The 15,157-nt window shown below is 58.4% G+C and carries 15 protein-coding genes; 11 read left to right on the plus strand and 4 right to left on the minus strand.

Going from position 1 to position 15,157, the window contains the following annotated elements; translation table 11 throughout:
- Positions 1-50 precede the first annotated feature (50 nt).
- The 4 genes from yrfG (at position 51) to pckA (ending at position 4,018) form a co-directional block, all read left to right on the plus strand.
- Positions 51-734 (plus strand): GMP/IMP nucleotidase, encoded by a 684-nt coding sequence (yrfG, locus tag HMPREF9538_RS04810; RefSeq protein WP_004181456.1) that lies wholly within the window; start codon positions 51-53, stop codon positions 732-734.
- Positions 731-1,132 (plus strand): ribosome-associated heat shock protein Hsp15, encoded by a 402-nt coding sequence (gene hslR / locus HMPREF9538_RS04805; RefSeq protein WP_004188326.1) that lies wholly within the window; start codon positions 731-733, stop codon positions 1,130-1,132. Before yrfG ends, hslR begins: the two co-directional genes overlap by 4 nt.
- A gap of 18 nt (positions 1,133-1,150) precedes the next feature.
- On the plus strand, positions 1,151-2,035 hold the full coding sequence (gene hslO, locus HMPREF9538_RS04800; protein ID WP_004188324.1) for an Hsp33 family molecular chaperone HslO: 885 nt from the start codon (positions 1,151-1,153) through the stop codon (positions 2,033-2,035).
- Positions 2,036-2,395: 360 nt separating this feature from the next.
- Positions 2,396-4,018: a phosphoenolpyruvate carboxykinase (ATP) gene (gene pckA / locus HMPREF9538_RS04795; protein WP_009486056.1), complete on the plus strand. Its 1,623-nt coding sequence runs from the start codon at positions 2,396-2,398 to the stop codon at positions 4,016-4,018.
- Between the two features lie 77 nt (positions 4,019-4,095).
- On the opposite strand, the gene envZ is transcribed toward pckA, so the two are convergent.
- Positions 4,096-5,451 (minus strand): two-component system sensor histidine kinase EnvZ, encoded by a 1,356-nt coding sequence (gene envZ, locus HMPREF9538_RS04790; RefSeq protein ID WP_009486057.1) that lies wholly within the window; start codon positions 5,449-5,451, stop codon positions 4,096-4,098.
- A complete protein-coding gene (gene ompR, locus HMPREF9538_RS04785) occupies positions 5,448-6,167 on the minus strand; it encodes a two-component system response regulator OmpR (protein WP_001157751.1) in 720 nt (239 codons plus the stop codon). Before ompR ends, envZ begins: the two co-directional genes overlap by 4 nt.
- A 227-nt stretch (positions 6,168-6,394) precedes the next feature.
- Here ompR and greB point away from each other — a divergent pair, with 227 nt between their 5' ends.
- From greB to feoC, 5 genes are all read left to right on the plus strand, one after another.
- Positions 6,395-6,868, plus strand: coding sequence for a transcription elongation factor GreB (gene greB, locus HMPREF9538_RS04780; RefSeq protein ID WP_002920503.1), 474 nt, complete (start codon positions 6,395-6,397; stop codon positions 6,866-6,868).
- A gap of 100 nt (positions 6,869-6,968) precedes the next feature.
- Positions 6,969-9,299 carry a Tex family protein gene (locus HMPREF9538_RS04775; protein ID WP_004889453.1) on the plus strand — a complete coding sequence of 777 codons (2,331 nt, stop codon included), beginning with the start codon at positions 6,969-6,971 and terminating at the stop codon, positions 9,297-9,299.
- Positions 9,300-9,712: 413 nt separating this feature from the next.
- Entirely contained in the window at positions 9,713-9,940 is a 228-nt protein-coding gene (gene feoA / locus HMPREF9538_RS04770) for a ferrous iron transporter A (protein ID WP_002920506.1), read from the plus strand.
- Between the two features lie 28 nt (positions 9,941-9,968).
- Positions 9,969-12,287, plus strand: coding sequence for a Fe(2+) transporter permease subunit FeoB (gene feoB, locus HMPREF9538_RS04765; RefSeq protein WP_002920508.1), 2,319 nt, complete (start codon positions 9,969-9,971; stop codon positions 12,285-12,287).
- 9 nt (positions 12,288-12,296) lie between these two features.
- The gene (gene feoC / locus HMPREF9538_RS04760) at positions 12,297-12,536 is read left to right on the plus strand and encodes a [Fe-S]-dependent transcriptional repressor FeoC (protein ID WP_002920509.1); all 240 of its coding nucleotides are present in this window, start codon (positions 12,297-12,299) and stop codon (positions 12,534-12,536) included.
- Between the two features lie 88 nt (positions 12,537-12,624).
- Here feoC and HMPREF9538_RS04755 read toward each other — a convergent pair whose 3' ends face one another.
- Positions 12,625-12,894 carry a YdgH/BhsA/McbA-like domain containing protein gene (locus HMPREF9538_RS04755; protein WP_002920510.1) on the minus strand — a complete coding sequence of 90 codons (270 nt, stop codon included), beginning with the start codon at positions 12,892-12,894 and terminating at the stop codon, positions 12,625-12,627.
- 120 nt (positions 12,895-13,014) lie between these two features.
- Positions 13,015-13,788 carry a pimeloyl-ACP methyl ester esterase BioH gene (gene bioH, locus HMPREF9538_RS04750; RefSeq protein ID WP_004174021.1) on the minus strand — a complete coding sequence of 258 codons (774 nt, stop codon included), beginning with the start codon at positions 13,786-13,788 and terminating at the stop codon, positions 13,015-13,017.
- 38 nt (positions 13,789-13,826) lie between these two features.
- Between bioH and gntX the strand changes: the two genes are divergently transcribed.
- Complete coding sequence (gene gntX, locus HMPREF9538_RS04745; protein ID WP_004185961.1) at positions 13,827-14,501, plus strand: DNA utilization protein GntX; 675 nt, start codon at positions 13,827-13,829, stop codon at positions 14,499-14,501.
- 58 nt (positions 14,502-14,559) lie between these two features.
- On the plus strand, positions 14,560-15,135 hold the full coding sequence (gene nfuA / locus HMPREF9538_RS04740; protein WP_002920540.1) for a Fe-S biogenesis protein NfuA: 576 nt from the start codon (positions 14,560-14,562) through the stop codon (positions 15,133-15,135).
- Positions 15,136-15,157: the final 22 nt, after the last annotated feature.

Below are 15,157 nucleotides of genomic sequence, written 5' to 3' on the forward strand. Positions count from 1 at the left end.
GACAGGGTGTGATACCCTGTCGCCCATTTTCCGCTCGCTGGAGAGTCATCATGCACTTTGATATCGCCTGGCAGGAGGTCGATACCGTTCTGCTGGATATGGACGGCACGCTCCTGGACCTCGCCTTCGACAACTACTTCTGGCAAACGCTGGTGCCTGAAACCTGGGGGGCCGCCCGCGGCCTCAATTTGCAGGAGGCGAAAGACGCCATGCGCCAGGAGTATCACGCCGTGCAGCATACGCTAAACTGGTACTGTCTGGATTACTGGAGCGAGCGCCTGGGTTTGGATATTTGTGCGATGACCAGCGAACAAGGTCCGCGCGCCACGCTGCGCGAGGATACCGTGCCGTTCCTTGATGCGCTCAAGGCCTGCGGTAAGCGACGCATTCTGTTGACCAATGCCCATCCCCACAATCTGGCGGTGAAGCTCAAACACACCGGCCTGGACGCGCACCTTGATTTATTACTTTCCACCCACACATTTGGTTATCCGAAAGAGGATCAGCGTCTGTGGCGCGCCGTGGCGGAGGAAACTGGCCTTGAGGCGCACAAAACGCTGTTTGTCGACGACAGCGAGGCGATACTGGATGCCGCGAGGGAGTTTGGCATTCGTTACTGCCTGGGTATTACCAATCCTGACTCCGGACTGGCGGAAAAGCAGTATCTGCGCCATCCGGGGCTGAATGATTACCGACGACTGATCCCTTCGCTTACCCCGAAGGAGAGGCGATGAAAGAGAAGCCCACCGAAACCGTCAGACTGGACAAATGGCTTTGGGCCGCCCGCTTTTACAAAACCCGCGCGCTGGCGCGGGAAATGATTGAAGGCGGCAAGGTTCATTACAACGGACAACGTAGCAAACCCGGAAAAATCGTCGAACTCGACGCCATTCTGACGCTGCGCCAGGGCAACGACGAGCGGACGGTGCGCATTATCGGTATTACCGAACAGCGCCGCCCGGCAAGCGAAGCCGTCAACCTGTATGAAGAGACGGCGGAGAGTATCGAGAAGCGTGAAAAAATGGCCCTGGCGCGCAAAATGAACGCCCTGACCATGCCGCACCCTGACAGACGTCCGGACAAGAAAGAGCGCCGCGACCTGATGAGATTTAAACACGGCGAGAGTGAATAACTCGCGCCAGAAAGAGAGATGATTATGACTCAACACGATCAATTACATCGTTATCTGTTTGAAAACTATGCCGTGCGCGGCGAGCTGGTGACGGTGTCGGAAACCCTGGAACAGATTCTGGCGAATCACACCTATCCCCAACCGGTCAAAACGGTGCTGGCGGAGCTGTTGGTCGCCACCAGTCTGCTGACCGCGACGCTGAAGTTTGCCGGCGACATTACCGTACAGCTGCAGGGGGATGGCCCTTTACAGCTGGCGGTGATCAACGGCAATAACCAGCAGCAGCTGCGCGGCGTCGCGCGCGTGCAAGGCGAGATTGCGGACGATGCGGATCTGAAAACGATGGTCGGCAACGGCTACCTGGTCATTACCATCTCTCCGGAAGAAGGTGAGCGCTATCAGGGCGTGGTCGGTCTGGAAGGCGATACGCTGGCCGCCTGCCTGGAAGATTATTTCCAGCGTTCAGAGCAGCTGCCGACGCGCCTTATCATCCGCACCGGCGATCATGAAGGCCAGCCGATGGCGGGCGGGATGCTGCTGCAGGTGATGCCGGCGCAGGATGCCCAGACTGCCGACTTCGAGCACCTGGCGACGCTTACCGAGACCATTAAGGCGGAAGAGCTGTTCACCCTGCCGGCAAATGATGTGCTGTGGCGTCTGTACCATGAAGAAGAAGTCACTGTCTACGACCCGCAGAGCGTGGAGTTCAAGTGCACCTGCTCCCGCGAACGCTGCGCCGGCGCGCTGAAGACGCTGCCGGATGAAGAGATTGATAGCATCCTCGCCGACGAAGGCGAAATTGATATGCACTGCGACTACTGCGGTAACCACTATATCTTCAATGCCATGGATATTGCCGAGATCCGTAATAACGCCTCTCCGGCCGATCCGCAGGTTCATTAATCCCCGCATCTTTCTCAGGCACAGGGCGGCAATGTTGTTTGTCGCGTTGTGCCTGACTTTTAATTTATTCGCGAGTTGAATCGATTTTCCCTGAAAGAGTTACGTAATTTAATTTCAGGAAAGCGATTACATTCACATTTCAGCAGTTTTTTTAATTACTTTTTAACCATTGAGAAACATCTAACCCCACCATCCGTCCATTTCCTGAGATAATCCACTCCACTTCGTGACAGGAGTCACCGTTTTTATCGTCATTCTGAGGAATGTCGAGATACGTAAATCTATGAGCCTGGTCGCGGTCAATACCCGGCAATTAACCCTACAATTTACAGCAGTACATCTTGGCTAAGGAGCAGTGACATGCGCGTTAATCATGGTTTAACCCCGCAGGATCTCAAGGCTTATGGTATCAATGACGTCCAGGATATCGTCCACAACCCCAGCTACGACATGTTGTTTCAGGAAGAGCTCGACCCGAACCTGGAAGGCTACGAACGTGGCGTATTAACCACTCTGGGTGCTATCGCCGTCGACACGGGCATTTTTACCGGTCGTTCTCCGAAAGATAAGTATCTCGTGCGCGACGACACCACCCGCGACACCGTCTGGTGGTCCGATAAAGGCAAAGGTAAAAACGACAACAAGCCGCTTTCGCAGGAAACCTGGCAGCATCTGAAAGGGCTGGTGACCCAGCAACTGTCCGGTAAACGCCTGTTTATCGTCGACGCTTTCTGCGGCGCCAACGCCGATACCCGTCTCAGCGTACGTTTCATTACCGAAGTGGCCTGGCAGGCGCACTTCGTTAAAAACATGTTCATCCGTCCGAGCGATGAAGAGCTGGCTGAATTCGTGCCCGACTTCATCGTGATGAACGGCGCGAAATGCACCAATCCGCAGTGGAAAGAGCAGGGCCTCAATTCGGAAAACTTCGTCGCCTTCAACCTCACCGAGCGCATTCAGTTGATCGGCGGCACCTGGTACGGCGGGGGGGTGAAGAAAAGGGAGTTCTCGATCATGAACTACCTGCTGCCGCTGAAGGGCATCGCCTCCATGCACTGCTCAGCCAACGTCGGCGAGAAAGGCGATGTCGCCATTTTCTTCGGCCTCTCAGGCACCGGCAAAACCACCCTCTCCACCGACCCGAAACGCCGCCTGATTGGCGATGACGAACATGGCTGGGATGACGACGGCGTGTTTAACTTCGAAGGGGGCTGCTACGCCAAGACCATCAAGCTCTCTGAAGCGGCCGAGCCGGATATCTATCACGCCATCCGCCGCAACGCCCTGCTGGAAAACGTGGTGGTACGCGCCGACGGCACGGTCGATTTCGATGACGGTTCAAAGACCGAAAATACCCGCGTCTCCTACCCCATCGACCACATCGACAACATTGTTAAGCCGGTGTCTAAAGCGGGTCACGCTACCAAAGTGATCTTCCTGACGGCCGATGCGTTCGGCGTCCTGCCGCCGGTCTCCCGCCTGACCGCCGACCAGACGCAGTACCATTTCCTGTCCGGGTTTACCGCCAAACTGGCCGGCACCGAGCGCGGCGTAACCGAACCCACGCCAACCTTCTCCGCCTGCTTCGGCGCCGCCTTCCTGTCGCTGCACCCGACGCAGTACGCCGAAGTGCTGGTCAAACGCATGCAGGCGGCTGGCGCGCAGGCTTATCTGGTCAATACCGGCTGGAACGGCACCGGCAAGCGCATCTCGATTAAAGATACCCGCGCGATCATCGACGCCATCCTCAATGGCTCGCTGGACAACGCGGAGACCTTTACCCTGCCGATGTTTAACCTGCAGATCCCGACGGCGCTCCCGGGCGTGGATACCCACATCCTCGATCCGCGCAGCACCTATGGTTCCCCGGAGCAGTGGCAGGAAAAAGCCGACCAGCTGGCGAAGCTGTTTATTGAGAATTTTGAGAAGTATACCGATACGCCAGCGGGCGCCGCGCTGGTGGCGGCAGGACCGCAGCGCTAACGGGCGCAAAGGTGAAAAAGCCGGGCTTGCCCGGCTTTTTATTGTGCAACATCCTGAGTAGCTAACCGCGGGCGCGATCAGCTCTCCCTGGCGGGTTTCATCGGCGCCAGCATCCGGTGCACCGGCAGCCAGGCGCGGATCAGTAACCCGCCGCGTTCGCTGGAGCCAATCTCCAGCCGGCCGTTGTGATTGTCGATAATACGCTGAACAATCGCCAACCCCAGCCCGGTGCCGCTGGTGCTGCGGGCGCTGTCGCCGCGTACAAACGGCTGAAACAGGTGCTCCCGCTGCTCAGGTTTAATCCCCGGTCCATCATCTTCTACCTGGAACCAGGCCCGGCTCGCTTCGCTGCCGCTGCTGACCCTGATCCAGCCATTGCCATAGCGGGCCGCGTTGACCACCATATTCGCCAGCGCGCGCTTGATAGACAGCGGGTGCATACGTACCGGAATTTCGCCGGCCTGCAGGGCGGTGGCGATTTCCCGCTCATAGCCGCTCTCCGCAGCGATCACTTCCCCCAGCACCGCATTCAGATCCGCCAGCTCCATCGGCATCTCCTGCCCGGTGCGCAGATAGTCGATAAACTGCTCGATGATGGCGTTGCACTCTTCGATATCTTTGTTGATCGACTCCGCGAGATAGCCGTCCTGCTCGCCCATCATCTCGGTGGCCAGACGAATGCGGGTCAGCGGGGTTCGTAAATCATGACTGACCCCGGCCATCAGCAGCGTACGGTCATCAGCCAACTGCTTCACGCCCGCCGCCATATGGTTAAAGGCGCGCGTCACCGAACGCACTTCGGAGGCGCCATACTCGCGCAGCGGCGGCGGAATAATGCCGCGCCCGACCTGCAGCGCCGCGTGCTCCAGATCCACCAACGGGCGGTTCTGAATACGAATAAACAGCCAGGCGCCGCCTATCGCCAGCAGCATGATCGCCAGGGTATAGCGGAACAGCGGCGAGAAGTCGCCCTGATGGATCTCGGTCAGCGGCACCCGCACCCAGATATTGGGCGACAGCCAGGTCTTCAGCCACACCACAGGGGAGCTTTTATTGACCTCTACCCGCACCTCTGTGGGGCCACCAAGCTGATGGGCCATCTGCTGACTTAAGAATTCATAATGCTGCGCCCAGCGCAGGCCTGCGTCTTCCGCCGCTTCATTGGAATAGAGCGAAATCCCCAGCTCGCGATAAATTTCACGACGAAACGCCGGGGGCACCACCAGCTGGGTGCCATCCTCCAGCTGCAGTTTGTCGGTCATCAGCATACGCACTTCGTAGGCTAACACTTTATTAAACTGCTGGAGACTCGGCAGGATCGCGAAATTCAGTACCACCAGATAGGTCGTCACCAGGCTGACGAACAGCAAGGTGACGATCAGGAGCAGTGTGCGAGCAAAGGAGCTGCGCGGCGAAAAGCGCACGCGTTTCATGCCTTAGAACCGTCCGGGACGAAGACGTAGCCCAGACCCCAGACGGTCTGGATGTAGCGCGGATGCGCCGGGTCCTCTTCCACCATGCGGCGCAGGCGGGAGATCTGTACGTCGATGGAGCGCTCCATCGCAGAGTATTCGCGGCCGCGGGCGAGGTTCATCAGCTTATCGCGCGACAGCGGCTCACGGGGATGGCTCACCAGCGCCTTCAGGACCGCGAATTCGCCGCTGGTCAACGGCATCGGCTCGTCTTCACGGAACATCTCGCGGGTGCCTAAATTCAGTTTGAATTTACCAAAGGCGATAACCGCCTCTTCCTGCGACGGCGCGCCCGGCAGCTCGTTCGCCTGGCGGCGCAGCACCGCCCGGATGCGGGCCAGCAGTTCGCGCGGGTTAAACGGCTTCGGAATATAGTCGTCAGCCCCGATCTCCAGACCCACGATCCGATCGACCTCTTCGCCTTTCGCCGTCACCATAATGATCGGCATCGGGTTACTCTGGCTGCGCAGACGACGGCAGATAGAGAGACCATCTTCGCCCGGCAGCATCAGATCCAGCACCATCAGGTGGAAGGATTCACGGGTTAACAGACGATCCATCTGTTCGGCGTTCGCCACGCTACGAACCTGGAAGCCCTGCTCGGTCAGATAACGCTCGAGCAGCGCACGCAGGCGCATGTCGTCATCCACAACCAGAATCTTATAATTCTCTTGCATTGTTTGTACTCCCAAAGGTTCACTGCGATAGTCAGTGCGTATTCTCAAAAAAGCCCGGCGCGCTCACCAGCTAAATCTGGTATATATTCCAGGCTAAATTGTTACAAAGCATATTTAACAGCAGGTTAAGTATACATTTAATCATAAGACACAGTATTTATCCTGTCGGTATTATTACGCGCTACAAATTGTGCGCAACGACAGACAGTCAGAAGGTTGAACTCACGATGAAAACGCCGCTGATCACCCGCGAGGGATATGAAAAACTGAAGCAGGAGATGGACTACCTGTGGCGCCAGGAGCGTCCGGAAGTGACCAAAAAGGTGACCTGGGCCGCCAGCCTCGGCGACCGCAGCGAGAACGCGGACTACCAGTACAACAAAAAGCGCCTGCGGGAGATCGATCGCCGGGTCCGCTATCTGACCAAATGTCTGGAACAGTTGAAAATCGTCGATTACTCGCCGCAACAGGAAGGTAAAGTCTTCTTCGGCGCCTGGGTAGAGATTGAAAACGATGAAGGCGATATCAAGCGCTTTCGCATCGTCGGTTACGATGAAATTTTTGGCCGCAAAGACTATATCTCCATCGACTCGCCGATGGCGCGCGCACTGTTAAAAAAAGAGGTTGGCGATCTGGCCATCGTCAACACGCCGGCGGGCGAAGCCAGCTGGTATGTCAACGAGATCGAATACGTTAAATAGACAAGAACTTTCCGAGAGACGCCCGGCGCGGCTGGTATTTTTAGCCGTCAGTCCGTATAACTAGTCCCTGTTTTTTGACCCTAAAGATGAATTAAAAGCCATGATGAATGATTCGCTCTGCCGCATTATTGCGGGTGAACTTCAGGCCAGAGCCGAACAGGTAGAAGCTGCCGTTCGCCTGCTTGATGAAGGGAACACCGTGCCGTTTATTGCACGTTATCGTAAAGAAGTCACCGGCGGTCTGGATGACACGCAGCTGCGTAATCTGGAAACTCGCCTCGGCTATCTGCGCGAACTCGAAGACCGTCGTCAGGCGATCCTCAAATCCATCGCTGAACAGGGCAAACTGACCGACGCGCTGGAAAAAGCCATCAACACCACGCTCAGCAAAACCGAACTGGAAGATCTCTACCTGCCGTACAAGCCGAAGCGCCGTACACGCGGGCAGATCGCTATCGAAGCCGGGCTCGAACCGCTGGCTGACCTGCTGTGGAACGAACCGGCCCACGATCCGGAAGCGGAGGCCGCAAAATATATTGATGCCGATAAGGGCGTAGCCGACAGCAAAGCGGCCCTGGACGGCGCGCGCTATATTCTGATGGAGCGGTTTGCCGAAGACGCCGCGCTGCTGGCGAAGGTCCGTGACTATCTGTGGAAAAACGCCCACCTGGTCTCCACCGTCGTCAGCGGTAAAGAAGAGGAAGGCGCTAAATTCCGCGACTACTTCGATCACCATGAACCGATCGCCACCGTGCCGTCGCATCGCGCGCTGGCGATGTTCCGCGGTCGCAACGAAGGCGTCCTGCAGCTCTCTTTAAACGCTGACCCGCAGTTTGACGAGCCGCCGAAAGAGAGCCACGGCGAGCAAATTATTATCGACCACCTGGGCCTGCGCCTGAATAACGCCCCGGCGGACAGCTGGCGTAAAGGCGTCGTCAGCTGGACCTGGCGGATCAAAGTCCTGATGCATCTCGAAACCGAGCTGATGGGCACCGTGCGCGAACGCGCGGAGGACGAGGCAATCAACGTCTTCGCCCGCAACCTGCACGATCTGCTGATGGCCGCGCCCGCCGGGCTGCGCGCCACCATGGGACTCGATCCGGGCCTGCGCACCGGGGTGAAAGTGGCCGTCGTCGACGCCACCGGTAAACTGGTCGCTACCGATACCATCTATCCCCACACCGGCCAGGCCGCCAAAGCGGCCGTCGCCGTCGCCGCGCTGTGTGAGAAGTACAACGTTGAGCTGGTGGCCATCGGCAACGGTACCGCCTCGCGTGAAACCGAGCGTTTCTTCCTCGACGTGCAGAAACAGTTCCCGAAGGTCACCGCCCAGAAGGTGATCGTCAGTGAAGCCGGGGCTTCCGTTTACTCCGCCTCCGAGCTGGCGGCGCAGGAGTTTCCGGACCTCGACGTGTCGCTGCGCGGCGCGGTCTCCATCGCCCGCCGTCTGCAGGATCCCCTGGCCGAGCTGGTGAAAATCGACCCGAAATCCATTGGCGTCGGCCAGTATCAGCACGACGTCAGCCAGACCCAGCTGGCGCGTAAGCTGGACGCGGTGGTGGAAGACTGTGTGAACGCCGTCGGCGTTGACCTGAACACCGCCTCCGTTCCGCTGCTGACCCGCGTCGCCGGCCTGACCCGCATGATGGCGCAGAACATCGTCGCCTGGCGCGACGAGAATGGTCAGTTCCAGAACCGCCAGCAGCTGCTGAAAGTCAGCCGTCTGGGGCCGAAAGCCTTTGAACAGTGCGCGGGCTTCCTGCGTATCAACCACGGCGACAACCCGCTGGATGCCTCCACCGTTCACCCGGAAGCTTACCCGGTGGTCGAACGTATTCTGGCCGCCACCCAGCAGGCGCTGAAAGATCTGATGGGCAATAGCAGTGCGCTGCGCCACCTGAAGGCAGTGGACTTCACCGATGAGAAGTTTGGCGTCCCGACGGTCACCGACATTATCAAAGAGCTGGAAAAACCGGGCCGCGATCCGCGTCCGGAGTTTAAGACCGCGAAGTTCGCCGATGGTGTGGAGACCATGAATGACCTGCTGCCGGGAATGATTCTGGAAGGTGCCGTCACCAACGTCACCAACTTCGGCGCGTTTGTTGATATCGGCGTTCATCAGGACGGACTGGTACACATTTCGTCGCTTTCTGACCGATTTGTTGAGGATCCGCACACCGTGGTGAAAGCGGGCGACATCGTCAAGGTCAAAGTGATGGAAGTCGATCTGCCGCGTAAGCGTATCGCCCTGACCATGCGTCTCGACGAGCAGCCGGGCGACAGCAACGCCCGCCGCGGCGGTGGTCAGGAGCGCCCGCAGGGTAACCGCCCGGCCGCGAAAGCCGCCAAAACCCGCGGTCGCGAGGCGCAGCCTGCCGGCAACAGCGCGATGATGGATGCCCTCGCCGCAGCGATGGGTAAAAAACGCTAAACTCTCCCTGCCCCTTTTTCAGGGGCATTTTTTTTTCATGACCAGGCCATCGCCATCACGCGCAAAACAGGTTCAGTTGTTTCTGATAACCTGCTTTTATTCCACGCCTGAAAGGCAGCGAAATTAATATTTTCATTTCGTTAACTTCAGAAACCTTAATTAAACATTAGATCGCCGAAATAATATTTCGCGCATTTTTGATTACAGGCTGACTTTGCGGCATATCAATAAAAAGGTGATTTTCACTTTAAAAATAGCCTGCAGCGCATCATATGTATTGATGATAAAAACCATTCTCATTATCATCGATTACAGAACGTTTTTTTCTTTTTTCGTTGGCTACGGTCCCCGGCGCAACTGCCTCCAGGCGTCCGGAAAATTCTTCTTCGGTTAGCGATAGACAAGTAGGCCCTATGCAATTCACACCTGATAGTGCGTGGAAAATTACCGGTTTTTCTCGCGATATTAGCCCAGCATACCGTCAGAAACTGCTCTCCCTCGGCATGCTGCCCGGTTCCTCTTTTCATGTGGTTCGCGTGGCGCCGCTCGGCGATCCTGTTCATATTGAAACCCGACGCGTCAGTCTGGTATTACGCAAAAAAGATCTCGCCTTAATCGAACTGGAAGCGGTTGCACAATAACGGCTGGCCCGGCACAAGAGTCTGAAATATGCAAAAATTAACCGTTGGTTTAATTGGTAATCCTAATTCCGGCAAGACCACCTTATTTAATCAGCTGACCGGCGCTCGCCAGCGCGTGGGCAACTGGGCTGGGGTGACCGTTGAGCGTAAAGAGGGGATTTTCGCCACCACTGACCACCAGGTCACGCTGGTCGACCTCCCGGGAACCTACTCCCTGACCACCATCTCCTCGCAGACCTCGCTGGACGAGCAGATTGCCTGCCACTACATCCTGAGCGGCGACGCCGACATGCTGATTAACGTGGTCGATGCCTCCAACCTCGAGCGCAACCTCTATCTGACGCTACAGCTGCTCGAGCTGGGGATCCCCTGCGTCGTCGCGCTGAACATGCTGGATATCGCCGAAAAGCAGCAGGTGCGGATCGATATCGACGCCCTCGCCGCCCGTCTCGGTTGCCCGGTCATTCCGCTGGTATCGACTCGCGGACGGGGGATCGAAGCGCTGAAGATCGCCCTCGACCGTCATCAGGCGAACAGCGATCTTGAGCTTGTCCACTATCCGCAGCCGCTGCTGCGCGAAGCTGACCTGCTGGCGCAGCAGATGTCAGCGCAGATCCCGACCCGGCAGCGGCGCTGGCTGGGTCTGCAGATGCTGGAGGGCGATATCTACAGCCGGGCCTATGCCGGCGACGCCGCCGATAAACTGGATATCGCCCTGGCGAATCTCAGCGACGAGATCGACGACCCGGCGCTGCACATCGCTGACGCGCGCTATCAGACCATCGCCGCCATTTGCGACGCCGTCAGCAATACCCTGACCGCCGAACCAAGCCGCTTCACCGCCGCGATGGACAAAGTGATCCTCAACCGCTTCCTCGGGTTGCCGATTTTTCTCTTTGTCATGTACTTGATGTTCCTGCTGGCGATCAACATCGGCGGCGCGCTGCAGCCGATTTTCGATGCCGGCTCGGTCGCGATCTTTGTGCATGGCATTCAATGGCTGGGTTACACCCTGCACTTCCCGGACTGGCTGACCGTGTTCCTCGCCCAGGGGATCGGCGGCGGTATCAACACCGTGCTGCCGCTGGTGCCGCAGATCGGCATGATGTATCTGTTTCTCTCCTTCCTTGAGGACTCCGGCTACATGGCGCGCGCCGCCTTTGTGATGGATCGCCTGATGCAAGCCCTCGGCCTGCCGGGGAAATCCTTCGTCCCGCTGATTGTCGGTTTTGGCTGCAACGTGCCGTCGGTGATGGGCGCCCGCACCCTTGACGCGCCGCGCGAGCGTCTGATGACCATTATGATGGCGCCGTTTATGTCCTGCGGCGCGCGGCTGGCGATCTTCGCCGTCTTCGCGGCCGCCTTCTTTGGGCAGAACGGCGCGCTGGCGGTCTTCTCGCTCTATGTGCTGGGCATTGTGATGGCCATCCTCACCGGCCTGATGCTGAAGCACACCATTATGCGCGGCGAAGCCTCGCCGTTCGTGATGGAGCTGCCGGTGTACCACGTCCCGCATATCAAGAGCCTGATTATCCAGACCTGGCAGCGCCTGAAAGGCTTTGTGCTGCGCGCCGGGAAGGTGATCGTCATCGTCAGCATCTTCCTCAGCGCGCTGAACAGCTTCTCACTGAGCGGTAAGGTCGTCGACAACATCAACGACTCCGCGCTGGCCTCGGTGAGCCGGGTCATTACGCCGGTGTTTAAACCGATCGGCGTGCATGAAGATAACTGGCAGGCCACCGTCGGCCTGTTTACCGGCGCGATGGCGAAAGAGGTGGTAGTGGGTACGCTGAACACCCTCTATACCGCCGAAGATATCCAGAATGAGGAATTCAATCCGCAGACCTTCAGTCTCGGCGAAGAACTGCTCGCCGCCGTCGATGAGACATGGCAGGGACTGAAAGACACCTTCAGCCTCAGCGTCCTGGCCAACCCCATCGAAGCCAGCAAAGGCGATGGCGAAATGGCCACCGGCGCCATGGGGGTGATGGGCAGTAAATTTGGCAGCGCAGCGGCGGCATACAGCTACCTGATCTTCGTCCTGCTCTATATTCCCTGCATCTCGGTGATGGGCGCCATCGCCCGCGAATCAAGCCGCGGCTGGATGACCTTCTCCATCCTGTGGGGGCTGAATATCGCCTATTCGCTCTCGACGCTCTATTACCAGACCGTTAGCTTTAGCGATCACCCGCGCTACAGTCTGGTATGTATCCTGGCGGTAGTGTTGTTCAACGTGGTGCTCTTCGGCCTGTTGCGCCGGGCGCGCAGCAGGGTGGACGTCTCGCTGCTGGCCACGCGAAAAACGCCGGCCTCCTGCTGTTCCAGCCCGGCTGGCGATTGCCACTAAGGAGGGACTGTGGCGTCGTTAATGGAAGTCCGCGATATGCTGGCCCTGCAGGGCCGCATGGAGGCGAAACAGCTCAGTGCTCGCCTGCAGACACCTCAGCCGCTGATTGACGCCATGCTTGAGCGAATGGAAGCCATGGGTAAGGTGGTCCGGATCAGCGAAACGAGCGAGGGCTGCCTCTCCGGCAGCTGTAAAAGTTGCCCTGAAGGGAAAGCGGCGTGCCGGCAGGAGTGGTGGGCGCTGCGATGAAAGGAGTCAGGCCAGGTCGCGCAACGAGGTAAAACGAGTAAGACAGCTATGAAAAACGGGCCAGCAGGCCCGTTTTCTTATGACTGGATTATTTATAAACGTCAGCGTTCGCGTGTACGGTTTTTTCGTTTTTCTGCCCGGCAATCACCACAAAGTATTTCCCACCCAGCTCATCGGCTTTTTTCGACAGATCGCGTCGGGCGTCCATCGGCGACGTCGTCCTGGAGGTCGTAATGCTACCGACCTTGGTCAGATTCATCTTCGCCACGTCTTCTTTTTGGATCTCTTTCGCGGCGAATGCGCCGAAAGAGAGGGTGCCTATCACCAGAGATGCAACCATTCCTGTAACAAGTTTCATAGCCTCTACTCTCCATAAGGTTGTTATTGTAGGTCACGGTGGCGGATTGAAATAATCAACCACCGTAACAACCTAAGTATTGCTAGGAATGGCCCTTTTACCATGGCGCGGCAAAAAAAATTACCCCAGCCGCGTCTTCAGCGCCAGCAGCGGCTCGCAGAAGGCCGCGGGATGGGAAACAAACGGCGCATGCGCGGCCTTATCGAAGAGGATTGACTCGCTTTCCGGCCACAGGTCATCCAGCAACGGGACGATCTTGCGCGGCACCAGTCCATCCAGCCGGCCATACAGCCGCAGAAACGGCATCGGCAGCCTGACCAGCGCCTGACGCAGATCGACGGTTCTGAGGATCTCCAGTCCGCCATTCAGCGCCTCGGCGGAAGGCATCGGCAGCGAGAGCACCGCCTGCTTTAACGCCCGCGCATCCTGACGCGCGCTCTCTGTGCCCATGGTTTGCAGGGCGAGGAATCGCTCGACGGTGCGCTGGAAATCGTCGCTCAGCTGCTGCTGAAATCCGGCCAGCACCTCGGGCTTGATGCCGGGCCAGTCGTCACGAGCCGCGAAACAGGGGGAAGAGGCAACCGTCACCAGCGCCTGCACGCGTTCCGGACGCATAATCGCGACCTGGCTGGCCACCAGCCCGCCCAGGCTCCAGCCCAGCCACACCGCCTGTGGAGGGGCCTGCTCCAGCACCCGCTGCGCCATCGCCTCCAGCGACATCGCCCCAAACCCGCCGCTGCGGCCATAGCCCGGCAGATCCACCAGGTGGAGGGTAAAATGCGAAGCCAGCTGCGGCGTGATGCAATCCCATACCTGAGCGTTCAGCCCCCAGCCGTGCAGCAGCACAAGATGACAATCTCCTTCGCCGATTGTTTGCCACCAGATGTCGTTCATCCGTTACCGTTCTCTTTTTACTGGACAGAAGGCCAAATATGCTAACAGCACACAGCTTATGCTGGCTATGCCAAATGCCGCTGGCAGTCGCCCGCTGGGGGATCTGCTCCCGCTGCAGCCGCGCCCTGCTCGCCTGTCCCCCGCTCTGCCCGCAGTGCGGCCTGCCGGCGGCGGCATCCCGTCACCCCTGCGGCCGCTGCCTGCAAAAGCCGCCTCCCTGGCATCGGCTGGTGGCGGTCAATGACTATCGCCCGCCGCTGAGCGGTCTGGTGCAGCAGCTGAAGTTTCACCATCGCCCGGAGCTGGGCCCCGCCCTCGCGCGTCTGCTGCTGCAGCGCCTTCTGCAGCGTGACGATTTGCCGCCAGTAGACGCTCTGGTCGGCGTGCCGCTATGGCATCGCCGTCGCTGGCGCCGGGGTTATAATCAGTGCGACGAACTGTGCCGACCGTTAGCCCGCTGGCGAGGATGCGTCTGGCATCGCGAAGGCCTGACTCGCCAGCGAGCCGGCGCCGTCCAACATTCGCTCAATGCCCGCCAGCGCAGGCAGAACCTGAAAAATGCCTTTCAGCTTGAATTTGCCGTGCAGGGACTCCATATCGCTCTGGTGGATGATGTCGTCACGACCGGCAGCACCGTCGCCGAGATATCCCGCCTGCTTTTGCGAAACGGCGCCGCGACGGTTCAGGTATGGTGTTTGTGCCGTACCTTGTAGACCCCCGCTGATGGGCGTATTATAACCCAGTAAAATAGTCAACTATTAGGCCAACGCTATGATCCGTATTTCCGATGCTGCACAAGCGCACTTTGCCAAACTGCTGGCAAATCAGGAAGAAGGGACGCAAATTCGCGTATTTGTGATTAATCCCGGCACCCCAAACGCTGAGTGCGGCGTATCCTACTGCCCACCGGATGCGGTGGAAGACACCGACACGGCGCTGAAATTTGAACAGCTGACCGCCTATGTCGATGAGCTCAGCGCGCCCTATCTGGAAGACGCTGAAATTGATTTCGTCACTGACCAGCTCGGCTCGCAGCTGACGCTGAAAGCGCCGAACGCCAAAATGCGCAAAGTCTCTGACGATGCCCCGCTGATGGAGCGCGTCGAGTACCTGCTGCAGTCGCAGATTAACCCGCAGCTGGCGGGCCACGGCGGCCGCGTATCGCTGATGGAGATCACCGACGACGGTCTGGCTATCCTGCAGTTCGGCGGCGGATGCAACGGCTGCTCGATGGTCGACGTGACCCTGAAAGAAGGTATTGAAAAACAGCTGCTGAACGAGTTTCCGGAGCTGAAAGGGGTTCGCGATCTGACCGAGCATCAGCGCGGCGAGCACTCCTACTACTAAGCCCTTCCTCCCCCCCCCCCGC

Origin of the sequence: Klebsiella sp. MS 92-3 (assembly GCF_000195655.1) — a bacterium.
GTDB lineage: Bacteria > Pseudomonadota > Gammaproteobacteria > Enterobacterales > Enterobacteriaceae > Klebsiella > Klebsiella pneumoniae.